Source organism: Novosphingobium capsulatum NBRC 12533 (assembly GCF_001598375.1).
GTDB classification, from domain to species: domain Bacteria; phylum Pseudomonadota; class Alphaproteobacteria; order Sphingomonadales; family Sphingomonadaceae; genus Novosphingobium; species Novosphingobium capsulatum.
This window is the reverse complement of the sequence record NZ_BCYV01000015.1, coordinates 14,415-40,282: the sequence shown is the minus strand read 5'-3', so window position 1 is coordinate 40,282 and position 25,868 is coordinate 14,415. Positions and strand designations below refer to the sequence as shown.

Sequence of the window (25,868 nt, the reverse complement as noted above, 5' to 3'; positions counted from 1 at the left end):
TTTTTGCGTCAGGTCCGCAGCCATGCGCACGCTCGACAACATCGTCTCCGATCGCGGTTCGAAATATGCCGTGTCCGGCGCGCCCTGCGGTTCGGCGGAAAAGGCGCGCGCCTTGGTGGAGCAGCTCAAGACCATCAAGAAGTTCGCCAAGGCCACACACAATACCTGGGGCCTGCTGTGCGCGGCCGGGCCGATCAAGCAGGACGATGGCGAAAGCGGGGCGGGCATGGTGATCCTGCGCATGCTGGAGCGCGAGGGGTTGCGCGACCATCTGGTGATCGTCACCCGCTGGTATGGCGGCAAGCATCTGGGCGGCGATCGCTTTCGCCATGTGCAGACGGCGGTGCGGGCCTATCTGGACAGCCTGTGATCGAGGGCGCATCACGTGCCCCGGACCTTTGCACGCCGCCGGCCGTTTACCCGTCACACGCCGATCAAGGACACTGCATGACCAGCACCACTACCGTTCCGTCGCCTGCCGCCTGGCTGGCGCCGATGCTCCCCTTGTGGAACCAGCAGATGATGCTGGGCAGCGAGGCGGCCATGGTCATCGCCCGGCGGATGTGGCTGGTCGCTCTGGCTGATCCCCGCGCCGCTGCCGAAAGCCAGCGCATGGTGACGGAAAAGGTGGAAACGCTGGGCCAGGTGTGGTGGGATTTGGCGCTTGCCCCTTCGCGCGCACTGCTGGCGGGAAAAGCCATGCCCACGCCGCATGGGGAAGCACGACGCGTGGTGCAGACCTATCGACGCAAGGTGCGCGCCAACCTGCGCCGCCTTTCGCGCTGAACGTTCAGCGCTGGCGTGCTGCCTTGACCAGAGCCCAGCCCATTGCGCCGCTCAGGGCCAGGGCCAAGGCAAGGCCTATAGCGGCGCCCCACTCTGCGCCACTGCGCCCGGCGTAAAGACCTCCGGCGATCAGGCCGAGAATGGGGAAGATCAACAGGGCAAGGCAACCGATCGCAACCATGGCCTGCCTCGTGCCTTGCCCATCATGAACTTTGCCTGAGCCGCCTTTACCGGGGCGGCGGGCTGCGCGGTCAGGCGACCATCGCGCGCAAGGCTTCAAAGCAAGCGCCATCGATCGCCTTCCCCACTTCGGCTTCCATGACCGCCAGGGCGCGGTCTACCGGCATGGCGGCGCGATAGGGGCGATCGGCGGTGAGCGCGTCATAGAAATCGGCAACGCTGATGATCCGCGCCTCGGTGGCGATCAGGCTCTGGTTCAGACCGAGTGGATAGCCCTTGCCATCCAGCCGTTCGTGATGCGCGCCAGCCACAGCGGCCATGTCGCGCAAGGGGCCGATGCGCGACAGGATGGCGGTGGTGTGGCTGGCATGGCTGCGCATTTCCACCCATTCCCCATCATCAAGCTTGCCCGGCTTTTCCAGCACCCGGCTCGACACGGCCAGTTTGCCAACGTCATGCAGGACGGCAGCCCGGCGCAGCGCGCCCAACTCGGTTTCAGCCACGCCCACCGCACGCCCAAGCGCCGTGGCATAGCGGCCCACCCGGCAGGAATGGCCGCCGGTATAGGGGCTCTTGGCGTCGATCACCGCGCCAAAGGCATCGGCAATATCGTCGAGATAGGCCTCGTCCACCGTGACACGGGCTTCGACTGGCTCCATCGCCTGAACATGCAGTTCCAGCGCGGGATCGTTGCAATCGCTCCAGAATCCGGGACGGGCGCTGACCGCCACGAATGCATCGACCAGTTCGGGATCGAGCCAGGTGCCGCGCCGCGCCCGCACTTCGGCCAGCGCCGCTTCGGGCCCGGCGGCCATCTGGAACACATCGGCGATCTGCGCCAGCAGGGCGAGCCGCGCGGGCAGGGGAATGGCGTGTCCGGCAAGACCCAGCGGCTTGCCGCCACCATCCCAATGTTCGTCCAGCGCGGCAATGGCGCCAGCAACGCTTTCGGGAAAGCGCAGTTGCCGTGCGATCGTGGCACCGCGGGTGCAGCGGGTCTGGATCAGGTCGGTGGCGATTCGGCTGCCATCGCGCAGGATCGTGGCTATCGCGCGCATGCGCGCTGGCAAGGGCTCGCCCGCGCCCGTGCGGCGAAAGACAAAGCCCAGCGTTGGGCCCAGGCCCTGGCCGATCAGCTTGAACTCATGCTTGAACGCGCGATCGTCGGCCAGATAGAGCTGGGCAATGCGCGCGGCATTGCTCGAACAGCCCAGATCCTTGAGCAGCGTGGCATAATAGATGGTGCGCCGATCTGCCGGCGACAGGCCCAGCGCCACGGCGATCTGGCTGGCGATCCAGCATGCGCGGAGCGAATGGCCGGCCGGCTGCCCCTCGGTCAGATCGAGGGCATAGGAGAATGCGCCGAGAATCTCACTCAGCGATGTCGTGGCCACGGCTGGTGTGGCGCACGCGAATTCTTGCGCGAAAGCATGGCGCATCGGACGACCCCTGTTTTTTGTCTCCAAATTGGTGACATGATTCGCGTTAAGGTCGCGTTGCCATGCGCCTGCCCTTTTGGGCCATGCCGCCACAGCAAAAGGGGCGGCCGTTTCCAGCCGCCCCGCAGGTTCCAATGGTATTTGTACCCGGATTTACCAGTTCACGCCGAGACGGGCATAGAGAAAGCCCCCGTTGAACCCGAATGGCGAAAAGAACGGAAATGCCACGCCGCCGTTGGTGGCCAGCAGGCTGACCGGCACCTTGTCGGGATAGAAATCAAGCAGGTTGTTGGCGCCCAGCTGGCCCAGGGTCCAGTCGAGCGTGCCCACCACCTTTCCGCTGGGGTTGGGCGCGGGACAGGCGCGGGGCGTGGCTTTTTCCCTACCCGGCGCCGGCCAATGCCGCTAAAGGCGCGGGCCATGGACACCCGCGATCCCGATCTCCTGCCCGCCGATCTGCTTCCCGAAGGCCTGGAAGACCGCCTGCCGCGCGCGGCGGCCGCCGCCACGCGCGTGATGCGCACGATCCATGGCGTGATGGAAGGCCATGGCTATGACCGTGTGCTGCCGCCGATGATCGAGTTCGAACGCTCGCTTGCCAGCCGCATGGCCGGGATCAGTTCGCGCCGCATGTTCCGTTTCGTCGATCCGCAATCGCTGCGGATGATGGCGCTGCGCAGTGATATCACCCCGCAGATCGGCCGCATCGCTGGCACCCGCCTGGCCGCCGCGCCGCGCCCGCTGCGCCTGTGCTATGCCGGGCAGGTCGTCACCATCAAGGGCGACGGGCTCGATCCCGCGCGCGAAAAGCTGCAGTGCGGCGCTGAAGTGATCGGGGCGGACAATGTCGCCGCCGCCGCCGAAGTGGTCGCCGTGGCGATCGAGGCGCTGCAGGCCGCCGGCGCCACCGGCGTCAGCGTCGATTTCACTTTGCCCGATCTCGTCGATACCTTGGCCGAAAAGGCCCTGCCGCTTGGCCCCGGCCAGATCGATGCGGTGCGGCGCGAACTGGATACCAAGGATGCCGGCGGGCTCGTCGATGCCGGTGGGCAGGCCTATGTGCCGCTGCTCTACGCCACTGGCGATTTCGACACCGCGATCGAAAAGCTGGCGGCGATCGATGCCGGTGGCGCGCTCACCGGGCGTATCGCTGCGCTGCGCGAGATCGCCGCGCGGCTCGATGGGCGTGCCCGCCTGACGCTCGATCCGTCCGAACGCCATGGCTTTGAATACCAGTCATGGTTCGGCTTCGTGCTCTATGCCGATGGCGTGCGCGGCGCGCTGGGGCGGGGCGGCACCTATCGTATCGCCGCGCCCGATGGCGACGCGGGCGAAGTGGCGACCGGCTTTTCGCTCTATCCCGATGCGCTGATCGATCTGATCGCCAGTGCCGAGGCGCCGGCCGAAAAGCTGTTCCTGCCGCTGGGCCACGATCGCGCTGCAGCTGCGCGGCTGCGTGCGATCGGCTGGCGCACCGTCGCCGCGCTCGACGCCGGGGACGAACCCGCGGCCCTGGGCTGCACCCACGTTCTGGGGGCAGATGGCCCGGTCGCGCTTCCGGCGGCGTGACAGGCTCTTGACTCTGGCGGGGCGGTGCCACTAGGGCGCCCCCCGCACACATCCTGCGCGTCATCGCGCCCAACCCACCCGCTGCGCCGAGTCCTGTCGAAGGGCGCTGTTCGGGTCCACCTGGCAGGTGGAGGAGTGTATCTGTGGCAAATGTAACCGTGATCGGCGCCCAGTGGGGTGATGAAGGCAAGGGCAAGATCGTCGACTGGCTGGCCAGCCGCGCCGATGCGGTCGTGCGGTTCCAGGGTGGCCACAACGCCGGCCACACCCTGGTGGTGGGCGAACAGGTCTACAAGCTCTCGCTGCTGCCCTCGGGCATCGTCACCGGCACGCTGTCGATCATCGGCAACGGCGTGGTGCTCGATCCATGGGCGCTCAAGGCCGAGATCGCAAAGCTCACCGCCCAAGGCGTGGAAATCAACGCCGACAACTTTGCCATTGCCGACAATTGCCCGCTGATCCTGCCGCTGCACCGCGATCTTGATGGCCTGCGCGAAACGGCCGCCGGCGCCGGCAAGATCGGCACCACCGGGCGCGGCATTGGCCCGGCCTATGAAGACAAGGTCGGCCGCCGCGCCATCCGCGTGTGCGATCTCGCGCATCTCGACGCGCTCGATGCGCAGCTCGATCGCCTGTGCGCCCACCACGATGCGCTGCGCGCCGGGTTCGGCCAGCCGCCGGTCGATCGCGCCGCCTTGCTGGCAGAGCTGAAGGACATCGCGCCCTACGTGCTGCAGTTCGCGCAGCCGGTGTGGAAGCGCCTCAATGCCGTGCGCAAGGCCGGCGCGCGCATCCTGTTCGAAGGCGCGCAGGGCGTGCTGCTCGATGTCGACCACGGCACCTATCCGTTCGTGACTTCGTCCAACACCGTGTCGGGCACGGCGGCATCGGGTTCGGGCCTGGGCCCGGCATCCACCGGCTTCGTGCTGGGCATCGTCAAGGCCTATACCACCCGCGTCGGCTCTGGCCCGTTCCCCACCGAACTGGCCGATGACGTGGGCCAGCGCCTGGGCGAACGCGGCCACGAATTCGGCACCGTCACCGGGCGCAAGCGCCGCTGCGGCTGGTTCGATGCCGTGCTCACCCGCCAGTCCTGCGCCATTTCGGGCGTCACCGGCATCGCGCTGACCAAGCTCGACGTGCTCGACGGGTTCGACAAGGTGAAGATCTGCATCGGCTATCGCCTCAATGGCAAGGTGCTGGACTACTTCCCCAGCCACGCCGCCGACCAGGCCAATGTCGAGCCGATCTACGAGGAAATGGACGGCTGGCAGGACACTACTGCCGGTGCCCGCTCGTGGGCCGATCTGCCCGCGCAGGCGATCAAGTACATCCAGCGCGTCCAGGAACTGATCGAAACGCCCGTGGCGCTGGTCAGCACCTCGCCCGAGCGGGAAGATACCATTCTCGTGCGCGATCCCTTCGTGGATTGATCGCGCCGGCCAGGGCGATAGGATGGCGCGATGCGCCGCTCCATCGCCCTCTTGGCATTGGCATGTGCGGCGGCGGGCCTCTGGGTCTTGCCGCCGCTCTTGCATGAAACGCCCGCGCGGGCGCAGGCGGTTGCTGCCGACGTGGGCGATAGCGGAGCAGAGGTGGCGCGGGTGCGCGTGGAAAAGGCCGCGCGGCGCGTTATCCTGCTCGATGCGGAAGGGCGCCCTTTGCGCGTCTTCACCGGCATCCAACTGGGCCCGGCGCCAACCGGGCCCAAGCATTTCGAGGGCGATGGCCGCACGCCCGAGGGGCACTACACCATCGACCACGGCAATCCGGCGAGCGCCTATCATCTCTCGCTGCACATCTCCTATCCCGATGCCGCCGACCGCGCCTATGCCGCGGCGGCCGGCCGCGCGCCGGGCGGGCAGATCGTTCTGCATGGCCAGCCCAACGGATTTGGCCCGTTGCGCGCGCCTGGTGATTGGACCGAAGGCTGTATCGCGCTGACAAACTCCGAAATCGAGGAAATCTGGCAGCGCGTTGGCGATGGAACGCCCATAGATATCGTGCCCTGAGTAGCTCTCTCGGGCTCTCTCGCTCCAAAACCGAGGCATCTGGCGTTGACCTGATCCTGCTTTGTTCCGCAAGTGTTCGCATACGCGATTTTACGGAGTGGGGACAATGGGGCAGGCTGCGGCGCGTTTTGACTATGGGCTTTCCGGCGAAAGCGGGGTGACGGGCGACCGGGTGCAAGAGCGTTCTTTCGGCTGGGGCGCCGGGGAAGGGCGCGGGGTTCAGCCGCTTGCCGTGTCGATCTTTGCCGACCGTGGCTATCTGCGCGCCGAAATGGCCGAAGACGCCGCCGCCGCCGGCCTGCGCGTGGCGCAGACCAGCGATCTCGAACGGCTGGTATCCGATGCGGCCGCCCCGGGGTTGGGTGATCTCGTGCTGGTCGATTGCCCGGTGATCGACGGACTGGAACTGGCCGCGCTGTCGCGGCTCGATAGCTGCGCGGCGCAAAGCGGTTCGCAACTGGTGGTATCCACCAGCATCGGCTCGCTCGATGATGTATTTGGCTGCCTTGACCAGTCAGAAGCGCAGATCCTGGTCACCCCCAGCCGGGCCGAGCGGGTGATCGCCATGGGCCGCGTGCTCGCCCGCACGGGCAACCGCGTGCGCGAACTGGGAGAGGAAGACCGCCTCACCCTGCTGCGCCTGACCGAGCAGGTCACCAACATCGCCGCCCGGCTTGAACAGCTCTCGCCCGGCAACGCGGCCGACGTGGAAAGCGCCTCCGCGTTTCGCTTCAACGGAGAGGGTGGGGAAGCCGGCCCGGCCAAGCTCGACGAAGGCACCGACCGCCTGGTGCGCACCGCCCGCCCGCCGCTGCCCGATCCGCGCCTGGTGCGCAAGATCATCCGCCAACGCCAGCTGCGCGCCCGCTTTTTCGAGGGCGACCTGTTCGCCGATCCGGCGTGGGACATGCTGCTCGATCTCACCGCGGCCCGCGTGGAGCACGTGCGCGTCTCGGTTACCTCGCTGTGCATCGCCTCGGGCGTGCCCCCCACCACCGCGCTGCGCTGGATCGGCCAGATGACCGACGCCGGCCTGCTCCAGCGCGTAGACGACGAAACCGACCGCCGCCGCGCCTTCATCACCCTTACCGATAAGGCCGCCGATGCCATGGCCCGCTACTTCGCCGAACTCGGCTCATCGGCCAACGCGCTGGTCTGATCCCGCCCGCGTTCGTCGCGCGGTGTTGCGATGGCGGCTGGGGCATGCCTCCCGGGCGCCAGCCGCACACCAGTGTTCAGTGACAAAGGCACGTTTCGGCGCTTTGCCGAGAACCTGACGAGTACGTGACAGTTTGCCCCACTTTATGCGTAAAACAGTGTTGTTCACGCCGCCTAGTCGCGTCGGCGCACATGGCAGCTGCAACCGCGCTGCCTCCCGCATGATATTGCGAAATGTGATCAATGAATACTGGATGATGGCATGAACGATCGATGCTTTTCTACCGTTGTGACGTAACGTTTCGAACAGCAGCAGCTCTCGCTAAACATCTGATATCCTGAAATTCCCCCGCTGGCCGCTGAGCGCGACCGGCTCGGCTTGCTAAATCGCCTGACAGCGCACTCGCCGCTTGCTCCGATCCCGCATCGCCTCCACAAGCCTTCTATCAGCTATGCGGAGAGAGAAATTGCTGTTCCACACAATGGTAGGCTCCAACGACATTGAGCGCTCGCGGCGGTTCTATGACGCGGTTTTGGGTGTTCTCGGCGTGCCAGAGCCGATGATCAACATCGCGGGAAGCGGACATACGCGCCTTTTCTACCCGAACCAGGGCGGAACCAACTTCATCGTCACCCAGCCGATCAACGATGAGCCCGCCACCGTCGCGAACGGGGCCACCGTCGCATTCTCGTGCAATTCGCCCGAGCAAGTTCAACAATTTCATGACGTCGCGGTGGCCAACGGCGGAACGTCAATCGAAGACGCCCCTGGTCCGCGAGCGTCCGCGATGGGGACTATCCACCTGACGTATGTGCGCGATCCAGACGGCAACAAGCTTTGTGGGATTCACATCCCCGGATAACGTTTTCGCATCCGTATCTGCGCCGGCCCAGCGAGCGATTAGGCGCTCCGCAGGGCCGGGCAGCCCTGTCCCGGCCCGCGCGCGACACGCCGCCATCGGCTTTTCGGCAAGGTGGCATGGCCGGCTCAGACGCATCCAGACGTTCGATTTGGCAATCGTGAACGACTGGTGCTGATCGCAAACTGCCTCCCCGACTACCCGCCGCAGATGATGGCTATTTCGCGCAGACGCGCCAAACCTGACGGCGGCAAGCTAGGGTGTATGGGGATTCAGGCCAGCGTGGCGCGAGAATGGCTGATTTTCAGGACCCGGAGCGCAGCGTACTTTTGGTACGTGAACCGAAAGCGCGAAAAGCGGCCGTTCGCAGCCCGCCATGGGCTGAATCCCCACACACCCTAGGGCATGGGTAAAACGGTAGCAGACGCCCCAACCGCCGGCGTCGCGCATTCATGCGCTGGCAACGCGGCCCAGTGTGCAAATCAAGTCCGGGATGAGCGCAAGGCGCGCGGAAATGGAGCTTGGCCTTGGTCCGCCGGCGCCGCCTTGGTGTGGCGGCGGCGTTCGGCGCGGCGTAGCCAGGCCTGGACGGGTGCATCGAACCAGCGGTTGGCGGCCCAGGCGACGGCTATGACGGCCACTGCTTGCACCAGGGCGAGGGCTGCCGCGGGCAGCGGCGCGTGCCGGCCCAGTTCCACGCCGAGGCGCAGCACCGGGCCTTGCAGGATATAGATCGGATAGCTGAGCAGACCGAGCCAGTGCGCCGCGCGCGCCATGCGGCCGTCGAGCGGCACGGCGGCAGCCAGCCAGACCAGCAGGGGAAAGCCGATCAGCGCCAATGCGCCGTCATAGATCGCCGGATCGAGGCCGATCATGCGTTCCGGGACGATGAGCAGCGCGGCGGCAAGGCCGGTGCACAGGGCAATAGCGAGCACGGGACGGCGGCGCGTGGGGCTGCGCCGCCAGCGGAAGATGAGGATGCCGGCGAAGAATGGATAGACCACCCGCGCCGCGCCAAACGCGAAATCGGCTTTGTCCGTGCCGCCCATCAGGCGGCCGAAATGGGCGATGTCTGCCACAACCAGCACGGCGCCCAGGCCGACCAGCCCCAGCAGCACCCGCTGCGACAGGAAGCGCGCGATCAGGGCATAGGCCAGGTTCACATAAGCTTCGAATGCGAGGGACCATGCCGCCATGTTGAGCGGAAAGGCGGTAGGCCATTGCGGAAACAGCGGGCAGGGCAGCAGGGCGAGGGCAAAGCCCAGCGCGAGAAAGGCATCGCGCAAGGACACGCTGTGGCGCAGGAACACCGCGCCCAGAAACACGCCGAAGCCCATTACCGTGCCCAGCGCCAGCAGGGGATAGAGCCGCCGCGCCCGCGCCCTGGCAAAGCCGGCCCGCGACAAGCGCCCGTCGCGCACCTGCGCGTCGTAGGCAAAGGCGATGACGAAGCCCGACAGCGTGTAGAAGAAGTCGACCGCCAGCCCGGCATGGGGCAGGGCCGAAAGGCTGTGCTGCTGCACCAGGTGATAGGCCAGCACGACCAGCGCCGCCACGCCGCGCAGGGCATCGAGCAGGCCAAACCGCTGTGTAACGTGCTGGCTTTCGCCGAGATCCCTCGCGCCAGCGCGCGCGCCATCTGTCATCTGCCAGCGCCCCCTTGCGTCCGCCCCGGGGCAGCCAGGTTGCGGCGCGCCGGGTGTGGCATGGGATCGTGGTTTTGCATCGGCATCGCAACGCGTGGTGGATCGGAAACCGAGCCATTGCCGTGGCGCCGCGCACCAAGGGGGTTGATGTTGACGCAGGGTCAACCGCTAGATCGCGGTCATGGATGATTCGTTTGCCATCGATGACGTGGTCCGCCGTACCGGGTTGACTGCCCGGGCCTTGCGCTTTTACGAGGCGCGCGGGCTCTTGGCGCCGCTGCGCACCCAATCCGGCCGGCGCTGGTATGGGCCGGCCGATCTTGAGCGCATCCACCGCATCGTGGCGTTGAAGAAAGCCGGGTTGAGCCTCGCTGAGATCAAGCGCCTGTTCGATCGCAAGCCGATCGATCTGGCAGCGTTGCTGTCGGCACAGCGTGAGCGACTGGTGCAGCAGGCCGCCGAGATTTCAGAGGCTTTGACGCTGATCGATTCCGCATTGTCCCGCGTCGGCCGAGGCGAGCCGCTCGATGCCGCGACGCTCTGCTCGCTGATCCGCAAGGGAGATACGATGATGACAGATGGACAACAGGCGTGGAAAGCGGTGCTCGATCGCTACTATACGGCAGAAGAGCAGTCCCACTGGCAGGCGGCGATGGGCGGAGCGGCCCCGTTCGATCAGGATGCCTATCAGGCGCAGTGGCAGGGGCTGGGGCGCCGGATCGCGGCCAAGTTGCCGCTCGATCCTGCCAGCGATGCCGCATTGGTGCTGGTGCGGGAATGGCTGGCGTTGCTCGAACCGTTCACGCGCCAGGCCAGCCCGATGATGTGGGAAGGGGCGAGCCGCCTCTATGCCGACATGGACAACTGGCAGGGCGAGGCCGATCCCGGCTTCAGCAAGCAGGTTTGGGATTTCATCGCCGCCGCGGCCGCGGCCGCACGCAAGGCGGGCAAGGATATCGGCCCCTTGCCTGCGTTCATGGCGCCGCCGGCCTGATCAGCCGCCCCATGCGCAAGAGCCTCGCCCCGTGCACGGCGCACGGGACGAGGCTCTCGTTGGCCTGAGGCCTATGCCCTGTTCGGGGCCTTATTCGGCGGCGATGCCGGCCGCGCCGAACATGTCGACGTCTTCTTCGGTCGGTTCTTCAACCGTGTTGGCTGCCTTGGCGTTGCGGCGGTTGTCGAAGTTCGACCACACGTCGTTCCAGTTGCCGCGCGTGGCCGCCTTGGAATATTCGGTGGCACGCGTTTCGAAGAAGTTGGCGTGTTCCACCCCGTTGAGCAGCGGGGTCAGCCAGGGCAGCGGGTGTTCCTCGATCATGTAGATCGGATCAAAGCCCAGCTGGCCCAGGCGCCAATCGGCGATGTAGCGGATGTAGCGCTTGATTTCCTTGGGGCTCATCCCCGGAACCGGGCCCTGCTCGAACGCCAGGTCGATGAAGGCGTCTTCGAGGCGCACGGTCTTCTGGCAGCAATCGAGGATGTCTTCCTTCACCGCCTTGGTCAGGCACTGGCGCTCGTTGCAGAATTCCTTGAACAGGCGGGTGATGCCTTCGCAGTGCAGCGATTCATCGCGCACCGACCACGAGACGATCTGCCCCATGCCCTTCATCTTGTTGAAGCGCGGGAAGTTCATCAGCATCGCGAACGAGGCGAACAACTGCAGGCCTTCGGTGAAGCCGCCGAACATCGCCAGGGTGCGGGCAATGTCTTCGTCGCTGTCCACGCCGAAGTTCTGCATGTAATCATGCTTGTCTTTCATTTCGGCATATTCGAGGAACATGCCGTATTCGCTTTCCGGCATGCCGATCGTGTCGAGCAGGTGCGAATAGGCCGCGATGTGGATCGTTTCCATGTTGGAGAACGAAGCCAGCATCATCTTCACTTCGGTGGGCTTGAACACCCGGCCATACTTTTCGTGGTAGCAATCCTGCACTTCCACGTCGGCCTGGGTGAAGAAGCGGAAGATCTGCGTCAGCAGATTGCGCTCGTGGTCCGACAGCTTCTGCGCCCAGTCGCGGCAATCCTCGCCCAGCGGCACTTCTTCCGGCATCCAGTGAATCTGTTGCTGGCGCTTCCAGTATTCATAGGCCCAGGGATATTCGAAGGGCTTGTAGGTCTTGCGGGCTTCTAGAAGGGACATGGGTGGCAATCCTGTTGGAATTCGAATGAATATGGGCTGTTTCAGGCGGCAAGGAAAGCCGGCCTGGAGGGCATGGGCAAGGGGCCAGGGCGGTTTCGCCATCGGCCCGAACGAAGCGGCGGGGCGCCGGCGCGGCGGCACTGCGCGGCACGACGGGCGCATTCCGGCTTGCGCCAACCTGCGGTGTCTGCCCATTCGGGCGCGGCATACGATCGCAAGGTATAATGCCGGGAACGGCCGGCCCAGCGCGGCATTGTGGGCACAGGGGCAGACGGGCGAACAAGGCCCGCATCCCTCATACCACCACACAATGCAGGAGGCTGGGCATGACCGGCAACGACAGCAATCCCATCGCAAGCCAGATTCGCGAGCACATGGCCGTCATCGGCGCAGACGGTGCCCCGGTTGGCACGGTCGATCATGTCGATGGACATCGCATCAAGCTGACCAAGGCCAAGAGCGGCGCCCACGAAGGGCACCACCATTACCTGTCGCTCGGCCTGGTGGCCGGCGTCGAGGGCGACACGGTGCGTCTTTCGGCCAACGCCGACGTCGCCCTGACCTTTGAGGAAGAGGAAAAGTAGGTTTCCGCTTCCCATATTGGGTAAAGTTTCACGAAAAGCCGCGTCCCCTTCGCGGCTAGGTCGTCCCTGGCGACCGGAAGGCGCCTCGCTCCACGTCGTAAGTGGCGAGGCGCTTTTTCCTTGGTCGCCTAGTTCCAGAACCAGCCCGGCTTGAGGCTGCGATTCTTGCGGTTGCGCCACATCTGAATGTACATCCACAGCCCCGAAAAGCTGAAGAAGATCATCGCAAAGCCCGAGAGCGTGCTGATCAGCACCCCGACCGGACCAAAGCTTTCGCCCGAATGCAGATGGTGCAGCAGCCCGACGATCGACTTGCCGCCCTTGGGCTTGGGCCGGCACATATAGTCCGGCGGGCAGACGAACGCCGGCTTGGCCGGGGTTGCATCCGCCATGGTCTTGGCCGGCCGGTCGCCGTCCCCGCCGCTGAGCAGCGGAACAACCTGGCTGAGCGTGCCCGTCACGGCGATCCACAACAGGAAGACTCCGAAAAACACCGAAATCCAGCGGTGCCACTTGCGCATTGAACGATCCCCTATGGTCCTGTGGCCCGCTGCCGATACCGGCATTGGCATCGCCGGGCCGCGCCACCTTGTGACGGTGTGTTGCCGGCCGGGGCAAGCAGCGAAATGTCGCCATCTGTAACATCGGCAGGGTCTTGGCGTGGTCCGGCATGGGTGACGCTCACTGGGTAACGATCACGGGCAGGATAGCGAATGGCGCGATTCCGGCGGGTGGGACCGCTGGGTGGGGCCGGAAGGGGCGATCGTGCCATGCTGGCCGATCGCCCCCTCGTTTCCCAAATGGCCTCGGTGAAGCGCCTCGAGCGATAAATACCTATCGCCAGGCGGTCAGCGGTTGGCCCTTATTGGCAAGCCCTTATTGGCAGGCCAGGCATTCCTCGTAATCGGTCTGCTTGACGTCAAGCTCGATCCGGCGCGCTTCGACGGTGTTGTCCGCTTCCACGCCACCGGCAAAACCGGCGCGCTGCACCGACTTGGAGCGCAGGTAATAGAGCGACTTGATGCCCTTTTCCCAAGCCTGGAAGTGGAGCATCAGCAAGTCCCACTTGTCGACATCGGCCGGGATATAGAGGTTCAGCGACTGCGCCTGGTCGATATAGGGCGTGCGGTCGGCCGAGAATTCGAGCAGCCAGCGCTGGTCGATCTCGAAGCTGGTCTTGTACACCGCCTTCTCGTCGGCCGAGAGGAATTCCAGGTGCTGGACCGAGCCGCCGCGCTCCAGGATCGAGTTCCACACATTGGTGGAATCCTTGGACTTTTCGCGCAGCAGCTTTTCCAGGTAGGGGTTCTTGACCACGAACGAGCCCGACAGCGTCTTGTGCGTGTAGATGTTCGCCGGGATCGGCTCGATGCAGGCCGAGGTGCCGCCGCAGATGATCGAGATCGACGCGGTCGGCGCGATGGCCATCTTGCACGAGAAGCGCTGCATCACGCCCATGTCGGCCGCGTCGGGGCAGGGCCCACGTTCCTGGGCAAGCAGCAGCGAGGCTTCGTCGGCCTTGGCGGCGATATGACGGAACATCTTGAGATTCCACGCCTTCGCCATGGCGGATTCGAAGGCAATGCCCTTCTTCTGCAGGAACGAGTGGAAGCCCATCACGCCCATGCCGACCGAACGCTCGCGCGCGGCGGAATATTTGGCGCGGGCCATCTCGTCGGGCGCGCGATCGATGAAGTCCTGCAGCACGTTGTCGAGGAAGCGCAGCACGTCTTCCACGAAGTGCTTGTCACCCTGCCACTCGTCCCAGGTTTCCAGGTTGAGCGAGGAGAGGCAGCACACCGCGGTGCGATCGTTGCCAAGGTGATCGATGCCGGTGGGCAGCGTGATTTCCGAGCAGAGGTTGGAGGTGGAAACCTTGAGGCCCAGATCGCGGTGATGCTTGGGCATCATGCGGTTCACGGTGTCGGAGAACACGATATAGGGTTCGCCGGTGGCCAGGCGCACTTCGACCAGCTTCTGGAACAGCGAGCGGGCATCGACCTTGCCGCGCACCGACTTGTCCTTGGGGCTGCGCAGCGCGAATTCGGCGCCATCGCGCACGGCTTCCATGAACTCGTCAGTCAGCAGCACGCCGTGGTGCAGGTTCAGGGCCTTGCGGTTGAAATCGCCCGAAGACTTGCGGATTTCAAGGAACTCTTCGATCTCGGGGTGCGAGATGTCGAGGTAGCACGCGGCCGAGCCACGGCGCAGCGAGCCCTGGCTGATCGCCAGCGTCAGGCTGTCCATCACGCGGACGAAGGGGATGATCCCGCTGGTCTTGCCGTTGAGGCCGACATTTTCGCCGATCCCGCGGACATTGCCCCAATAGGTGCCGATGCCGCCCCCGCGCGAGGCGAGCCAGACGTTCTCGTTCCAGGTCTTGACGATGCCTTCCAGGCTGTCTTCCACCGAGTTGAGATAGCACGAGATCGGCAGGCCGCGGCCGGTGCCGCCGTTCGACAGCACGGGCGTGGCCGGCATGAACCACAGCTTGGAGATGTAGTCATAGAGCCGCTGGGCGTGGTCCTGGTCGTCGGCATAGGCATCGGCCACGCGCGCGAACAGATCCTGGTAGGTTTCACCGGGCAGCAGATAGCGATCGTCGAGCGTGTCCTTGCCAAAGATCGTCAGCTTGGCGTCGCGCGCGGCATCGGTGACGATGGTAAAGCGGCGCGGGTTGACCGACTTGGAATCGATTGGCTGGGCCTTTGCGGCATCGCTCGTCGCGCTGGCCATGATCGCGGCCGCGGCCGAAACCAGATCCGCGCTACCCTTGTCGTCTGCCTGCATGTCCACTGCCTTTGCTTCCGCCGGTTGCGCAGCCTTGCGCGTGGCCTTGGTTGCGGTTGCCGGGGTCTCCGGCGTGGCGCTGCTTTCGCGGGGAGCGTCGCGTTCGAGGGTGGCCAGGCCACCTTCCAGTCCCAGTTCGTCCTGCGCCATCACAGCCGTTCCATCGTTCATTTCCCCGGTCCTGAAATTCACGTTCCATTCCCCGTTTGCACGAGGCCCGCCGCGAGTGACGGACCGGATATTGCTGACACTGCCAATGGCCGCGCGATCCAGCATGTGCTGGCCCTTGCAGCCTGGCTTCGGTGGCAGAACGAGAGACGACTCAACGCGCCCGCGATCATGCCATAAATTAAAACAGAAAGGGAACAAAATCCCTGTCTGCCATGCCGCGACGCCGAAAACCCAAGCAACGTCAAAGGCTCCGCCACGGTGGACGAGCCACATGCACCCTATATGGGGTGCATCCTGACATATAACTAGGTTTGGTTGCCCTCCGTGGCCACGACCACAACCCATAGTGCTTGAACCGGGTCTGGCAGGCAAGTGGCACATGCCCTCAAGGGCTACGCGATTCGTCGCAAGTACGATTCGCTTCGTCGCTGCCCCACTCATGCTGCAGTGCAGCGACGCGCGGGCTTTCCAAGGCTTCAAGGGAAAAATGACGGGTCCGAAATATTTTTCGTACCCGCTGGCTTTGCTGTGGAAAATACGATGTCCAGAGGCACTGGCACGATATCCCCAGCCGCACTACCCATAGGGGGTGTACCAAGTGGAGGACCCCAGGGCTGGGCGGCACGCCGCTGCCGGGCGCGGCGCCTTCGCACAGGAGGAACGAGTAATGCGCGATATCCTTTCGATGCTGCTGTCGGGGCTGCTGGTCGGCATCGCCGCCCGCTTTCTCTATCCCGGCGCAGTGGAGATTGGCCTTGCCCGCACGATCGCGCTGGGCATCGGCGGCGCGCTGGTGGCCGGCCTGGCATCGAGCCTGGCGGGACGCGGTAGCGTGAGCGAAGGGTTCAACCGCGCCGGTTGCCTCGCCTCGGTGCTGGGCGCGATGCTGTTGATCTATCTGGGCCGCCACTTCTGGTAGTAGGGGCGTGATGATGGCGGGGCCGGGCAGGGGCCCGGCCGCCGGTCAGCCGGGCACCAGGATCGTCTCGCGCGCGGCGGGCTGCGCCTGGGGGAAATCCTGGTTGTAATGCAGTCCGCGGCTCTCCCGCCGCGCCCGCGCGCTCTGCACGATCAGGTCTGCGGCCTGAAGCAGGTTGCGCAACTCGATCAGATCGGCCGTGACGCGCACATTGCCATAGTATTCGTTGATCTCGCTCTGCAGCAGGGCAATGCGATGGGCGGCGCGCTCCAGGCGCTTGTTGGTGCGCACGATGCCGACATAGTTCCACATGAACCGGCGCAGCTCGGTCCAGTTCTGCTTGATCACCACGTCTTCGTCGGAATCGGCCACGCGGCTTTCGTCCCAGCCGCGCACTTCGGGCGGGGGGGAAAACTCGTCCCAGCAATCGAGAATGTTGCGCGCGGCAGCATCGCCGAACACGAAGCATTCGAGCAGGCTGTTCGATGCCAGGCGGTTGGCGCCGTGCAGCCCGCTTTCCGAGCATTCGCCCACGGCATAGAGCCCGGTGAGATCGGTGCGCCCGGACAGGTCCACCAGCACGCCGCCGCAGGTATAGTGCTGCGCCGGCACCACCGGGATCGGCTCGCGCGTCATGTCGATGCCCAGACCCAGCAGCCGCTCATAGATATTGGGGAAGTGGCCGCGGACGAATTCGGGGTCCTTGTGGCTGATGTCGAGATGGACATAGTCCAGCCCCAGCCGCTTGATCTCGTGGTCGATGGCGCGGGCCACCACGTCACGCGGGGCCAGTTCCTCGCGCGGGTCGAAGCGCGGCATGAAGCGCTCGCCACCGCCGGGGAAGCCGGGCGGGATCTTGAGGTGCCCACCTTCGCCGCGCACCGCCTCGGTGATCAGGAAGTTCTTGACCTCCAGATTATAAAGGCAGGTGGGGTGGAACTGCATGAATTCCATGTTGGACACGCGGCAGCCCGCGCGCCAGGCCATGGCGATGCCATCGCCGGTTGCCCCGCGCGGGGCCGTGCTGAACAGATAGGTGCGGCCCGCGCCGCCGGTGGCCAGGATCGTGGCGCGCGCGGTGAGGCATTCGACCTTGCCGCTGGCAGTGTTGAGGGCATAGCAGCCCCACACGCGGCGATCGCCCTTGGGGTGGGCGCGGTGCCGGTCGGTCACCAGGTCGATCGCCACCATGTCGGGCTTGAGCGTGATATTGGGATGGGCCATCGCCGCGCGGATCAGCGCCTGCTGCACGGCCGCGCCGGTGGCATCATCGACATGGACGATGCGGCGGTGCGAATGGCCGCCTTCGCGGGTCAGGTGCAGGCTGCCCGCCTCTTCGTTGAACGGCACGCCGATTTCGCCCAAGCGGGCAATCGCCTCGGGCGCATGCTCCACCACGTATTCCACGGTTTCCCGCCGGTTGAGGCCACATCCCGCGATCATCGTGTCGCGCACGTGATCCTCGAAAGTGTCACCTTCGTCCAATACGGCGGCAATGCCACCCTGGGCCCACGCGGTTGAACCCCCGTCGAGTCGGCCCTTGGCCAGCACCATCACGCGGCAGCGTTCGGCCAGAACCAGCGCGGCGGTAAGCCCGGCTGCGCCCGAGCCGATGATGAGAACGTCGTGCCCGCTCATGGCTGGGCCGTGCGAGGAAAAGGGGTCAGGGTGTTCACGCGCGCCTCTTTGCCCGCGCGGGCCCGGTTTGAAAAGTGATTTGCCGCTGGGTGGGCCGTGCCGATAGCGGGCCTGGACGGGAGATATATAACTTAAGATATAGAAATCTTATAATTTCGCTTCATTTTCATCAGATGGAATGTTAAGAATGCGGCATCTGAAAAGTGCCTTCGGAGTCAGGCGGAAAATGATGTTCGGTCGTGTCCTGTGCCTGTTCAACCGCCATCGCCCGCAGCGGGATAAAGTCGCATGGGATGGCTTCAACTACAATTCCGAATGTGTCGATTGCGGTAAGCGGATCTATCGTCGGCAAGGCGGCGGCTGGCGCGCCATGCGGGCGCCAGCGCTGGACGAAAAGGGCGCCGAGGCCCAGTAACGACAGGGTTTTCCCGATGCAAAAAGGGCGCGCGGCCACAGTGGCTGCACCCCCTTTTTGCTGGGCGCTTATGGCGCTGCGGCGGCGTCTCAGGCGCCGGCGGTCAGGCTCACGAACACGTCTTCCAGATCGGCCTCGCGGGTCGATACGTCCAGGATCTGCACGCCCATGGCCTGGACCAGGGCCATGACTTCGCCCGCGTTGCTGCGGTCCTTGTCATAGGTGATTTCCACCTGTCTTTCGTTAAGGGTCGCCTTGATGAAGGCGGGATGCTGCGGCGCCTGTGCCAGCGGCTTGTCCAGCGTCAGCACCACGACCTTTTCCCGTGCCATGCCAACCAGTTCGCGCGTCGGCTTGTTGGTGATCAACCGGCCGTGGTTGATGATCGCGATGCGGTCGCACAGCTGCTCGGCTTCTTCCAGGTAGTGCGTGGTCAAGACCACGGTCACGCCGCCGGCATTGAGTTCACCCACCAGTTCCCACAGCTGGCGGCGCAGTTCCACGTCCACCCCGGCGGTCGGTTCGTCCAGCACCAGCACGGGCGGGGTGTGGACCATGGCCTTGGCAATCAACAGGCGGCGCTTCATCCCGCCCGACAGCGAGCGGGAATAGGCCTTGGCCTTGTCGGCCAGGTGCACCGCGCGCAGCAGTTCCATCGAGCGGCGCAAGTGCTTGGGCACGCCATAGAGGCCGGCCTGGATATCGAGCACTTCGATCGGCGTGAAGAACGGGTCGAACACGATTTCCTGCGGCACAATGCCGATCGCCGCCTTGGCATTGCGCCGGTCGGCATCGATATCGTGGCCCCATATTTCCACCGTGCCCGAGGTTTTCAGGACCAGGCCCGCCAGCGTGTTGATCAGCGTGGACTTGCCCGCGCCATTGGGGCCGAGCAGGCCGAAGATTTCCCCGCGCGGCACATCGAAGCTGACGCCTTCGAGCGCTAGCTTGGCCGGCGCCTTGCCCGTGGCGGCATAGCGCTTGACCAGGTCGCGGATGCGGATGGCGGGTTCGGCGGCGGTTTCGGGGATGGAGGCGGGGGCGTTCATGCCGCGCTTCCTGCCCCCAGTCGCGCGCAAGGTAAAGGCTTCAATGGGGCAAAACGGCAATTGTGCGGCGCGGTGGCATTTGCTAGGCGGCGGGGCATGATCCAGCCTCCCGAAACGATCTTCACCGATGCCACCCGCGTCAGCTGCGACGGGTCGAGCGGCATCCGCACGACCGGCGCCTTCAAGCCTTCCGCTCTTGGCCACCCGCGCGTGTGGCTCGAGATCGACGAGAAGGGCTATGTCGAATGCGGCTATTGCGACAAGCGCTTCGTGCTCAAGGGCGGCCCGGCCGACACGCCTATCGATACAGGCGCCACGCAGGCCGCCTGAACCGGCGCTAACCGGTTGCGCCGCACCAATTGTGGCGCACCGGCAGGTCGCCGCTGGCCAGCGGCCCTGCGCGTGCCTATATCGGCGGGATGACGCTTTCTGCCGACACCCGCTCGCTGCTCTATCGCCCCGGCCTGCTCACCCCCGATGACGCGCAACGCCTGGTGCGCGGCGCGCTGGGCGCGTGCGATGATGGCGAGCTGTTCCTGCAATTCGTGGCCAGCGAAAGCTTTGGCTTTGACGACGGGCGGCTGAAGACGGCCGACTATTCGCGCGATGCCGGCTTTGGCCTGCGCGGCGTGTCGGGCGAGATGACCGGCTTTGCCCATGCCAACGAGGTGTCGGCCGCCGCGATCGCTCGGGCGGGCGAAACGCTCAAGCTGCTCGATCCGGCCAAGGGCCAGCCGGCGCCGCCACCGCGCCACAGCAACCGCCATCTCTACACTGATGCCTCGCCCCTTGATGGCGTGCCGTTCGAGGCCAAGGTGCGCCTGCTCGAACAGATCGATGCCGCCGCCCGTGCCCGCGATCCGCGCGTGGTGCAGGTCTCTGCCTCGCTCTCCGGCTCGTGGTCGGTGGTCGAGGTGGTGCGCGCTGACGGCTTTGTCGCGCATGACGTGCGACCGCTGGTGCGGCTCAACGTGTCGGTCGTGGTCGAAGAGCAGGGCCGCCGCGAAACCGGCTCGTTCGGGATCGGTGGGCGCCGGCTCTATGACGATCTGTTCCTGCCCGAAACCTGGAACCGCGGCATCGACCAGGCGCTGCACCAGGCGCTGACCAATCTTTCTGCGGTGGCCGCACCGGCGGGCGAGATGACCGTGCTGGTCGGCCCGGGCTGGCCCGGCGTGCTGCTGCACGAGGCGGTCGGCCATGGCCTGGAAGGCGATTTCAACCGCAAGGGCACCAGCGCCTTTTCCGGGCGAATCGGCCAGCGCGTGGCGGCGCCCGGCGTGACGGTGGTGGACGATGGCACGCTGCTGGGCCTGGGCGGGCAGGGGCGACGCGGCTCGCTCTCGATCGACGATGAAGGCACGCCGACCCAGGAAAACGTGTTGATCGAGGATGGCATCCTCAAAGGCTATATCCAGGATCGGCTCAATGCGCGGCTGATGGGCGTGGCGCCCACCGGCAATGGCCGGCGCGAAAGCTATGCCCATGCGCCGATGCCGCGCATGACCAATACTTTCATGCGTGGCGGCAACGATGATCCGGCCGAACTGCTGTCGCGCGTCAAGGACGGCATCTTTGCCAAGTCGTTCGGTGGCGGCCAGGTGGATATCACCAGCGGCAAGTTCGTGTTTACCTGCACCGAGGCCTATCGCGTGAAGAACGGCAAGCTGGGCGATCCGATCAAGGGCGCCACGCTGATCGGCGATGGCCCGACCGTGCTGACGCGGGTGACCGGGATCGGCAACGATTTCGCGCTGGATGAAGGCGTCGGGGTGTGCGGCAAGGGCGGGCAGAGCGTACCGGCCGGCGTCGGTCAGCCCACTGTACTGGTCGATGGGCTCACCGTGGGGGGCACGGCCTGACCTTCCGCATTTTTCAGGTGGAGTTCAGCGCCGGCATGGTATTCTGCCGGGCATAAGATCGAGACACGCAAGACCAAGAGGCGAATCATGATGAAGCAGGCAAAAATGCTGGCTCTTTCGCTCGCCGTGGGCAGCATGGCGCTGGCCGGAACCATGGCCGAAGCCAAGCCGCGGCTGACCCCGCAACAGGAACTGGACAAGCGCCTGGAAGGGCGCGTGCCGGGCAAGCCGGTGGATTGCATCTACATGCCCACCGTTGCCGGATCGCAGGTCTTTGACAAGACCGCGATCGTCTATGATTCGGGCCGCACGCTCTATGTCCAGAAGCCGCGCACCGGCGCCGAATCGCTGCGCAGCGATGATATCCTGGTCACCCGGCTGACCGGTTCGGAACTCTGCGCGATCGACACCGTGCAACTGCGCGATCGCACCAGCGGTTTCTGGCGCGGGTTTGTCGGGCTCGACAAGTTCATTCCCTATACCAAGCCCGACAAAGTGGCGCAGGCGAACTGACGGATAGGCCAATCGATGGTGACGACGCCGCGTTTCTGGGCGCAGGATCTGCTGCATTTCTGGTTCCGTGCGTTGTCACCCCAGGCCCGTTTTGCCAACGATCCCGCAATCGACGCGGCGATCGCCGATCGTTTCGCGCCCCTGCTGGGCCCGATCGCGGCGCAGCCGCTCACCGAATTGGCCAAGGACCGTGACACGCTGCGCGCGGCGGTGCTGCTGTTCGACCAGGTGCCGCGCAATGCCTTTCGCGATAGCGCCCAGGCCTTTGCCTATGACGATCTGGCCCTGGCGCTCACCCGCGTTGCCCTGCACCGGGGCTGGGACCGCGGGCTGGACCGCGATGCGCGGCAATTCCTGCTGATGCCCCTGATGCACAGCGAAGACCGCGTGGTGCAGCGCGAGAGCGTCGCCCGCTTCACCGCGCTGGGCAGCAGCTATATCCGCAGTTTTGCCGTGGCGCATGCGCGCATGGTCTGGCGCTTTGGCCGCTTTCCCCACCGCAACGCCGTGCTCGGCCGGGTGAGTTCGGCGGCGGAAAAGCGCGCCGTGGCTGCCGGCAACCATTGGTAGCAATTGCCGCGCCAGGCCATTATGCAGCCTGGCATGACGACGCTGCGCCTTGCCACCCCCGCTGATGCCCTGCCGCTGGCCGACCTTGCCCGCCGCGCGATCTCGGCCAAGTTCGAGCATCTCTACAAGCCGGAAGACTTTGCCGCGTTCATGGAAGAGGCGCATAGCGACGCGGTAACGGCGCGGCAGATCGCCGATCCGGGCATGCGCATCGCCGTGATTGAGGATGATGGCCGGCTGGTCGCGTTCTGCAAGCTGGTGCTCGATAGCACGCTGCCGCGCGATTATACGCACCCGCAAAAGCCGCTGGAATTGAAGCAGCTTTATACCGATCCCGCGCACATCGGCGGCGGGCTGGGCCGGCAGCTGATGGATTGGGCGATGGGCACCGCGCGCGATCGTGGCGCCGACGAGATTCAGCTCACGGTCTATAGCGACAACCCCGATGCGCAGCGCTTTTACCATCGCTTTGGCTTTGAAAAGATTGCCGATATCGAATTCTGGGTGGGCAACCACTGCGACCCGGAATTTCTTTACGCCTGCAAGCTCTGATCACCCTTCATGCCGGGTGGCCATGGCGCGGGGCAGGCGGTATAAGCCTGGATCATGAGCGAGATCCGTCCCTGGCGCACCATCGTGCGCCGCCAGAGCCGCCAGATCATGGTGGGCAGCGTGCCGGTCGGGGGCGATGCCCCTATCACCGTCCAGACCATGACCAACACGCCCACGGAAGATGCCGTGGCCACGATCGACCAGATCCGCCGCTGCGAGGATGCCGGCGCCGATCTTATCCGCGTGTCCTGCCCCGACGTGGCGAGCACGGCGGCGCTCGGCAAGATCGTCAAGGCCTCGCGCATTCCGATCATCGCCGACATCCATTTCCACTACAAGCGCGCGCTGGAAGCGGCTGACGCGGGCGCGGCCTGCCTGCGCATCAACCCCGGCAACATCGGCTCGGCCGATCGCGTGGCTGAAGTGGTGCGCGCGGCCAAGGCCAATGGCTGTGCCATCCGCATCGGCGTCAATGGCGGCAGCCTGGAACGGCACCTGCTTGAAAAGTATGGCGAGCCGTGCCCGGAAGCACTGGTCGAATCCGCGCTGGATCATATCAAGCTGCTGCAAGACCACGACTTTCACGAATACAAGGTGGCGGTGAAGGCCTCTGACGTGTTCCTGGCGGTATCGGCCTACATGGGCCTGGCCGAAGCAGTCGATTGCCCGCTGCACCTGGGGATTACCGAGGCTGGTGGCTTGATCGGCGGCACGGTCAAGTCGGCGATCGGCATCGGCAACCTGCTGTGGGCCGGCATCGGCGATACCTTGCGCGTCTCGCTTTCGGCCGAGCCGGAAGAGGAAGTGCGCGTCGGCTTTGAAATCCTCAAGAGCCTGGGCTTGCGCACCCGCGGCGTGCGCGTGGTGTCGTGCCCCAGCTGTGCGCGCCAAGGCTTTGACGTGATCCGCACGGTCGAGGCGCTGGAAGCCCGGCTGCAGCATATCAAGACGCCGATCTCGCTCTCGGTGCTGGGCTGCGTGGTCAATGGTCCGGGCGAAGCGCGCGAAACCGATATCGGCCTGACCGGCGGCGGCAATGGCAAGCACATGGTCTATCTCTCGGGCGTGACCGATCACACCGTGCAGTCCGAAGAGATGCTCGATCATATCGTCGCTCTGGTCGAGGCCAAGGCGGCCGAAATGGAAGCTGCGGCCGATGCGGCTGCGGCCAAAGTGGGCGAGCCGGCAGAGTGAAGCCGGCCATGGTGCTGCTGGCTGCGCCGCTGATCATCGCGGCCGGGCCAGCCTTGGCGCAGGACGCGTTTCAGGCCGGGCTGGCGCGGTTCGAGCAGGGCGATGCCAGCGTGGATGCACGCGCGCTGCGCTGGCAGAACCGTGCCCGTCTGGGGGGCACCGTGCCCGAATGGGACCAGGCGCAATCGGCCTGGGCCACGATCGAGCGTGATCCCGCGCGCAGCCTCGCCATGGCGCAGGCGCAACGCGCGATCGATCCGCTCAATCTCAATGCGCTCTATCTGGAAGAACAGGCCCTGCCACGCCTGGGCCGCGCCGATGAGGCGCGCCTGCGCCACGCCCAGATCCTGATCCTCCTGCGCGGCATCACCGGCGGCCAGGACGGCGCAACGCGAGAGCGCGCCTGGAACGTGGTGAGCGCGGCGGAAAAGGACACCGCGCTGGCCCTGCTGGGCTTTACCGTGACGAAGGAAACGACGTTGCGCGACAGTGGCCATGCCTATGCCGTGATCACCGCGACGCCGCCGATGGGTGGCCAGCCAATGACGATCTGGATCGGCGTCGATGCCCTGGTGCCGGCGCCATGACGATCGCGGTGCGCCCGGCCACGCGCGCTGATCTGCCGCTGGTGGCGCAGCTTGTTCGCGATCTGGCTGCCTATGAAAAGCTCTCGCATGCGGTGCGCTTTGACGAAGCCACGCTGGGCGAGCATCTGTTCGGCCCGCGCCCGATGGCCGAAGTGCTGGTGGCCGAGCAGGACGGCGTGGGGCAGGGCTTTGCCTTGTTCTTTCACAACTTTTCCACGTTCGAAGGCAAGCCGGGAATTTATCTGGAAGACCTTTACGTGCGGCCTGAGGCGCGCGGCGCCGGCTTGGGCAAGGCGCTGTTGCAGGCCTTGGCAAGGCTTGCCGTGGCGCGCGGCTGTGCGCGGCTGGAATGGTCGGTGCTCGATTGGAATGCGCCGTCGATCGCGTTCTACCGGTCACTGGGCGCACGCATGATGGACGAATGGCGGATCATTCGGGTAGATAGTGCTGCGTTGCAGCAACTCGGGGCTGTGAGCCAAGGTTGATCCGTGGTAACCTTGTTCAGCTTTCACCCATGAAAACCATGGCATGATCGGGATATGAAGCAGCATCTGGCAGACAAGACCGGCGCCGCAGCCGGCAGCGTGCATGCCGAGGGCACGTCACGGCGCGGCGTGCTGCGCGGCATGGTGGCCGCCGGTGGTGCGCTTGCCGGCGCCGCCAGCGCGCCACGCGTGTTTGCCCAGGCCTGGTCGATGCCGCAGCAGCATCGCCGCGTACTGGATGTGGCGGCCCAGCAGCGCGATCGCGTGGCCAATCTCTTGTGGCACACCGATATGGTCGGCATTGCCGATTTCTCGCTGCCCTCGTCACTGCCGCGCTTCCACTTTGCCGATCTGCAGGCTGGCCGGGTCGATTCGATCCTGGTAGCCCATGGCCGTGGCTCCGATCCCGAGCACGATGGCTTTCTCAAGTTCTTCTCGAACCAGATCAACAGCCTGGCGACCTCGCGAGGGGCATTCGTGACCAACGAATGGTATCGCGGCAAATATGGCAGCTCGATCCGGCTTACCGGGGTCGATCCCGATAACAACATGGCGCAGGACCGCGCGATCGTGGTGCACCCGGCGTGGTATGCCAACCCGGACATGCTGGCCAAATGGGGCAAGCTCGGGCGCAGTGATGGCTGCTTTGCGCTGCCCGAGGCGGATTTCACCCAGGCGCTGTGGCGTCTGGCCGCCGGTCGGCTGATCTATGCTGATCGCCTGGGCCTGGCCTGAGGCGGCCCGACACT

The 25,868-nt window shown here is 65.4% G+C and carries 29 protein-coding genes; 20 read left to right on the top strand and 9 right to left on the bottom strand.

The window, feature by feature from the left end; translation table 11 throughout:
* Positions 1–22 precede the first annotated feature (22 nt).
* A complete protein-coding gene (locus tag SCA01S_RS14785) occupies positions 23–370 on the top strand; it encodes a YigZ family protein (RefSeq protein ID WP_062786923.1) in 348 nt (115 codons plus the stop codon).
* Positions 371–447: 77 nt separating this feature from the next.
* A complete protein-coding gene (locus SCA01S_RS14780; protein ID WP_062786920.1) occupies positions 448–786 on the top strand; it encodes a hypothetical protein in 339 nt (112 codons plus the stop codon).
* 4 nt (positions 787–790) lie between these two features.
* On the opposite strand, the gene SCA01S_RS22580 is transcribed toward SCA01S_RS14780, so the two are convergent.
* The 3 genes from SCA01S_RS22580 to SCA01S_RS22305 all read right to left on the bottom strand — a co-directional run bounded on the left by SCA01S_RS22580 (position 791) and on the right by SCA01S_RS22305 (position 2,735).
* Positions 791–967 carry a hypothetical protein gene (locus SCA01S_RS22580; RefSeq protein ID WP_167542909.1) on the bottom strand — a complete coding sequence of 59 codons (177 nt, stop codon included), beginning with the start codon at positions 965–967 and terminating at the stop codon, positions 791–793.
* Between the two features lie 70 nt (positions 968–1,037).
* Positions 1,038–2,360 (bottom strand): HD-GYP domain-containing protein, encoded by a 1,323-nt coding sequence (locus tag SCA01S_RS14775; RefSeq protein WP_245652648.1) that lies wholly within the window; start codon positions 2,358–2,360, stop codon positions 1,038–1,040.
* A 198-nt stretch (positions 2,361–2,558) separates the two neighbouring features.
* The gene (locus tag SCA01S_RS22305) at positions 2,559–2,735 is read right to left on the bottom strand and encodes a hypothetical protein (protein ID WP_157088996.1); all 177 of its coding nucleotides are present in this window, start codon (positions 2,733–2,735) and stop codon (positions 2,559–2,561) included.
* Positions 2,736–2,825: 90 nt separating this feature from the next.
* On the opposite strand from SCA01S_RS22305, the gene SCA01S_RS14770 reads away from it, so the two are divergent.
* The 5 genes from SCA01S_RS14770 to SCA01S_RS14750 all read left to right on the top strand — a co-directional run bounded on the left by SCA01S_RS14770 (position 2,826) and on the right by SCA01S_RS14750 (position 8,007).
* Positions 2,826–3,974, top strand: a complete 1,149-nt coding sequence (locus SCA01S_RS14770) for an ATP phosphoribosyltransferase regulatory subunit (RefSeq protein WP_062787165.1) — start codon at positions 2,826–2,828, stop codon at positions 3,972–3,974.
* 143 nt (positions 3,975–4,117) lie between these two features.
* Positions 4,118–5,407, top strand: a complete 1,290-nt coding sequence (locus SCA01S_RS14765; protein WP_062786914.1) for an adenylosuccinate synthase — start codon at positions 4,118–4,120, stop codon at positions 5,405–5,407.
* A 30-nt stretch (positions 5,408–5,437) separates the two neighbouring features.
* Entirely contained in the window at positions 5,438–5,986 is a 549-nt protein-coding gene (locus tag SCA01S_RS14760; RefSeq protein ID WP_062786912.1) for a L,D-transpeptidase family protein, read from the top strand.
* A gap of 106 nt (positions 5,987–6,092) precedes the next feature.
* Entirely contained in the window at positions 6,093–7,145 is a 1,053-nt protein-coding gene (locus SCA01S_RS14755) for a winged helix DNA-binding protein (RefSeq protein WP_157088995.1), read from the top strand.
* 466 nt (positions 7,146–7,611) lie between these two features.
* Positions 7,612–8,007, top strand: coding sequence for a VOC family protein (locus tag SCA01S_RS14750; RefSeq protein WP_028658347.1), 396 nt, complete (start codon positions 7,612–7,614; stop codon positions 8,005–8,007).
* A 479-nt stretch (positions 8,008–8,486) separates the two neighbouring features.
* On the opposite strand, the gene SCA01S_RS14745 is transcribed toward SCA01S_RS14750, so the two are convergent.
* Positions 8,487–9,650 (bottom strand): acyltransferase family protein, encoded by a 1,164-nt coding sequence (locus tag SCA01S_RS14745; protein WP_062786909.1) that lies wholly within the window; start codon positions 9,648–9,650, stop codon positions 8,487–8,489.
* A gap of 181 nt (positions 9,651–9,831) precedes the next feature.
* Between SCA01S_RS14745 and SCA01S_RS14740 the strand changes: the two genes are divergently transcribed.
* Positions 9,832–10,644 carry a MerR family transcriptional regulator gene (locus SCA01S_RS14740; RefSeq protein ID WP_062786906.1) on the top strand — a complete coding sequence of 271 codons (813 nt, stop codon included), beginning with the start codon at positions 9,832–9,834 and terminating at the stop codon, positions 10,642–10,644.
* A 90-nt stretch (positions 10,645–10,734) separates the two neighbouring features.
* Here SCA01S_RS14740 and SCA01S_RS14735 read toward each other — a convergent pair whose 3' ends face one another.
* Positions 10,735–11,790, bottom strand: a complete 1,056-nt coding sequence (locus SCA01S_RS14735) for a ribonucleotide-diphosphate reductase subunit beta (protein WP_054132692.1) — start codon at positions 11,788–11,790, stop codon at positions 10,735–10,737.
* A 326-nt stretch (positions 11,791–12,116) separates the two neighbouring features.
* On the opposite strand from SCA01S_RS14735, the gene SCA01S_RS14730 reads away from it, so the two are divergent.
* On the top strand, positions 12,117–12,374 hold the full coding sequence (locus SCA01S_RS14730; RefSeq protein WP_054132693.1) for a DUF2171 domain-containing protein: 258 nt from the start codon (positions 12,117–12,119) through the stop codon (positions 12,372–12,374).
* A gap of 128 nt (positions 12,375–12,502) precedes the next feature.
* Here SCA01S_RS14730 and SCA01S_RS14725 read toward each other — a convergent pair whose 3' ends face one another.
* On the bottom strand, positions 12,503–12,895 hold the full coding sequence (locus tag SCA01S_RS14725) for a PepSY-associated TM helix domain-containing protein (protein WP_062786903.1): 393 nt from the start codon (positions 12,893–12,895) through the stop codon (positions 12,503–12,505).
* A gap of 355 nt (positions 12,896–13,250) precedes the next feature.
* Entirely contained in the window at positions 13,251–15,335 is a 2,085-nt protein-coding gene (locus SCA01S_RS14720) for a ribonucleoside-diphosphate reductase subunit alpha (RefSeq protein ID WP_157088994.1), read from the bottom strand.
* 667 nt (positions 15,336–16,002) lie between these two features.
* Here SCA01S_RS14720 and SCA01S_RS14715 point away from each other — a divergent pair.
* The gene (locus tag SCA01S_RS14715) at positions 16,003–16,254 is read left to right on the top strand and encodes a GlsB/YeaQ/YmgE family stress response membrane protein (RefSeq protein WP_022678136.1); all 252 of its coding nucleotides are present in this window, start codon (positions 16,003–16,005) and stop codon (positions 16,252–16,254) included.
* A 45-nt stretch (positions 16,255–16,299) separates the two neighbouring features.
* On the opposite strand, the gene nadB is transcribed toward SCA01S_RS14715, so the two are convergent.
* Positions 16,300–17,892: an L-aspartate oxidase gene (gene nadB, locus SCA01S_RS14710; RefSeq protein ID WP_022678137.1), complete on the bottom strand. Its 1,593-nt coding sequence runs from the start codon at positions 17,890–17,892 to the stop codon at positions 16,300–16,302.
* A gap of 187 nt (positions 17,893–18,079) precedes the next feature.
* Here nadB and SCA01S_RS14705 point away from each other — a divergent pair, with 187 nt between their 5' ends.
* Positions 18,080–18,307 carry a hypothetical protein gene (locus SCA01S_RS14705; RefSeq protein WP_133726808.1) on the top strand — a complete coding sequence of 76 codons (228 nt, stop codon included), beginning with the start codon at positions 18,080–18,082 and terminating at the stop codon, positions 18,305–18,307.
* 89 nt (positions 18,308–18,396) lie between these two features.
* Here SCA01S_RS14705 and SCA01S_RS14700 read toward each other — a convergent pair whose 3' ends face one another.
* Positions 18,397–19,356 carry an ABC transporter ATP-binding protein gene (locus SCA01S_RS14700; protein WP_054132697.1) on the bottom strand — a complete coding sequence of 320 codons (960 nt, stop codon included), beginning with the start codon at positions 19,354–19,356 and terminating at the stop codon, positions 18,397–18,399.
* Between the two features lie 96 nt (positions 19,357–19,452).
* Between SCA01S_RS14700 and SCA01S_RS14695 the strand changes: the two genes are divergently transcribed.
* From SCA01S_RS14695 to SCA01S_RS14655, 9 genes are all read left to right on the top strand, one after another.
* Complete coding sequence (locus SCA01S_RS14695) at positions 19,453–19,686, top strand: zinc-finger domain-containing protein (RefSeq protein WP_062786897.1); 234 nt, start codon at positions 19,453–19,455, stop codon at positions 19,684–19,686.
* An 89-nt stretch (positions 19,687–19,775) separates the two neighbouring features.
* A complete protein-coding gene (tldD, locus tag SCA01S_RS14690) occupies positions 19,776–21,218 on the top strand; it encodes a metalloprotease TldD (RefSeq protein WP_062787160.1) in 1,443 nt (480 codons plus the stop codon).
* Between the two features lie 90 nt (positions 21,219–21,308).
* Positions 21,309–21,731 carry a hypothetical protein gene (locus tag SCA01S_RS14685; RefSeq protein WP_022678142.1) on the top strand — a complete coding sequence of 141 codons (423 nt, stop codon included), beginning with the start codon at positions 21,309–21,311 and terminating at the stop codon, positions 21,729–21,731.
* Positions 21,732–21,746: 15 nt separating this feature from the next.
* Entirely contained in the window at positions 21,747–22,301 is a 555-nt protein-coding gene (locus SCA01S_RS14680) for a DUF924 family protein (RefSeq protein WP_054132698.1), read from the top strand.
* A gap of 33 nt (positions 22,302–22,334) precedes the next feature.
* Positions 22,335–22,853, top strand: a complete 519-nt coding sequence (locus SCA01S_RS14675; protein ID WP_062787157.1) for a GNAT family N-acetyltransferase — start codon at positions 22,335–22,337, stop codon at positions 22,851–22,853.
* A gap of 54 nt (positions 22,854–22,907) precedes the next feature.
* Entirely contained in the window at positions 22,908–24,047 is a 1,140-nt protein-coding gene (gene ispG / locus SCA01S_RS14670) for a flavodoxin-dependent (E)-4-hydroxy-3-methylbut-2-enyl-diphosphate synthase (protein WP_062786895.1), read from the top strand.
* Positions 24,048–24,055: 8 nt separating this feature from the next.
* On the top strand, positions 24,056–24,634 hold the full coding sequence (locus SCA01S_RS14665; protein ID WP_167542908.1) for a DUF4919 domain-containing protein: 579 nt from the start codon (positions 24,056–24,058) through the stop codon (positions 24,632–24,634).
* The gene (locus SCA01S_RS14660) at positions 24,631–25,119 is read left to right on the top strand and encodes a GNAT family N-acetyltransferase (RefSeq protein ID WP_062786890.1); all 489 of its coding nucleotides are present in this window, start codon (positions 24,631–24,633) and stop codon (positions 25,117–25,119) included. The genes SCA01S_RS14665 and SCA01S_RS14660 overlap by 4 nt, the downstream gene beginning before the upstream one ends.
* Before the next feature lie 54 nt (positions 25,120–25,173).
* The gene (locus SCA01S_RS14655) at positions 25,174–25,854 is read left to right on the top strand and encodes a murein L,D-transpeptidase catalytic domain-containing protein (RefSeq protein WP_245652646.1); all 681 of its coding nucleotides are present in this window, start codon (positions 25,174–25,176) and stop codon (positions 25,852–25,854) included.
* The last annotated feature ends 14 nt before the right edge of the window (positions 25,855–25,868 follow it).

What these genes read in the sequence shown, in the direction of transcription:
- SCA01S_RS14785 (WP_062786923.1), top strand. Translation starts at nt 23, where the DNA reads ATGCGCACGCTCGACAACATCGTCTCCGATCGCGGTTCGAAATATGCC.
- SCA01S_RS14780 (WP_062786920.1), top strand. Translation starts at nt 448, where the DNA reads ATGACCAGCACCACTACCGTTCCGTCGCCTGCCGCCTGGCTGGCGCCG.
- SCA01S_RS22580 (WP_167542909.1), bottom strand. Translation starts at nt 967, where the DNA reads ATGGTTGCGATCGGTTGCCTTGCCCTGTTGATCTTCCCCATTCTCGGC.
- SCA01S_RS14770 (WP_062787165.1), top strand. Translation starts at nt 2,826, where the DNA reads ATGGACACCCGCGATCCCGATCTCCTGCCCGCCGATCTGCTTCCCGAA.
- SCA01S_RS14760 (WP_062786912.1), top strand. Translation starts at nt 5,438, where the DNA reads ATGCGCCGCTCCATCGCCCTCTTGGCATTGGCATGTGCGGCGGCGGGC.
- SCA01S_RS14755 (WP_157088995.1), top strand. Translation starts at nt 6,093, where the DNA reads ATGGGGCAGGCTGCGGCGCGTTTTGACTATGGGCTTTCCGGCGAAAGC.
- SCA01S_RS14745 (WP_062786909.1), bottom strand. Translation starts at nt 9,650, where the DNA reads ATGACAGATGGCGCGCGCGCTGGCGCGAGGGATCTCGGCGAAAGCCAG.
- SCA01S_RS14740 (WP_062786906.1), top strand. Translation starts at nt 9,832, where the DNA reads ATGGATGATTCGTTTGCCATCGATGACGTGGTCCGCCGTACCGGGTTG.
- SCA01S_RS14735 (WP_054132692.1), bottom strand. Translation starts at nt 11,790, where the DNA reads ATGTCCCTTCTAGAAGCCCGCAAGACCTACAAGCCCTTCGAATATCCC.
- SCA01S_RS14730 (WP_054132693.1), top strand. Translation starts at nt 12,117, where the DNA reads ATGACCGGCAACGACAGCAATCCCATCGCAAGCCAGATTCGCGAGCAC.
- SCA01S_RS14725 (WP_062786903.1), bottom strand. Translation starts at nt 12,895, where the DNA reads ATGCGCAAGTGGCACCGCTGGATTTCGGTGTTTTTCGGAGTCTTCCTG.
- SCA01S_RS14720 (WP_157088994.1), bottom strand. Translation starts at nt 15,335, where the DNA reads ATGAACGATGGAACGGCTGTGATGGCGCAGGACGAACTGGGACTGGAA.
- SCA01S_RS14715 (WP_022678136.1), top strand. Translation starts at nt 16,003, where the DNA reads ATGCGCGATATCCTTTCGATGCTGCTGTCGGGGCTGCTGGTCGGCATC.
- nadB (WP_022678137.1), bottom strand. Translation starts at nt 17,892, where the DNA reads ATGAGCGGGCACGACGTTCTCATCATCGGCTCGGGCGCAGCCGGGCTT.
- SCA01S_RS14705 (WP_133726808.1), top strand. Translation starts at nt 18,080, where the DNA reads ATGCGGCATCTGAAAAGTGCCTTCGGAGTCAGGCGGAAAATGATGTTC.
- SCA01S_RS14700 (WP_054132697.1), bottom strand. Translation starts at nt 19,356, where the DNA reads ATGAACGCCCCCGCCTCCATCCCCGAAACCGCCGCCGAACCCGCCATC.
- SCA01S_RS14695 (WP_062786897.1), top strand. Translation starts at nt 19,453, where the DNA reads ATGATCCAGCCTCCCGAAACGATCTTCACCGATGCCACCCGCGTCAGC.
- tldD (WP_062787160.1), top strand. Translation starts at nt 19,776, where the DNA reads ATGACGCTTTCTGCCGACACCCGCTCGCTGCTCTATCGCCCCGGCCTG.
- SCA01S_RS14685 (WP_022678142.1), top strand. Translation starts at nt 21,309, where the DNA reads ATGAAGCAGGCAAAAATGCTGGCTCTTTCGCTCGCCGTGGGCAGCATG.
- SCA01S_RS14680 (WP_054132698.1), top strand. Translation starts at nt 21,747, where the DNA reads ATGGTGACGACGCCGCGTTTCTGGGCGCAGGATCTGCTGCATTTCTGG.
- SCA01S_RS14675 (WP_062787157.1), top strand. Translation starts at nt 22,335, where the DNA reads ATGACGACGCTGCGCCTTGCCACCCCCGCTGATGCCCTGCCGCTGGCC.
- ispG (WP_062786895.1), top strand. Translation starts at nt 22,908, where the DNA reads ATGAGCGAGATCCGTCCCTGGCGCACCATCGTGCGCCGCCAGAGCCGC.
- SCA01S_RS14665 (WP_167542908.1), top strand. Translation starts at nt 24,056, where the DNA reads ATGGTGCTGCTGGCTGCGCCGCTGATCATCGCGGCCGGGCCAGCCTTG.
- SCA01S_RS14660 (WP_062786890.1), top strand. Translation starts at nt 24,631, where the DNA reads ATGACGATCGCGGTGCGCCCGGCCACGCGCGCTGATCTGCCGCTGGTG.
- SCA01S_RS14655 (WP_245652646.1), top strand. Translation starts at nt 25,174, where the DNA reads ATGAAGCAGCATCTGGCAGACAAGACCGGCGCCGCAGCCGGCAGCGTG.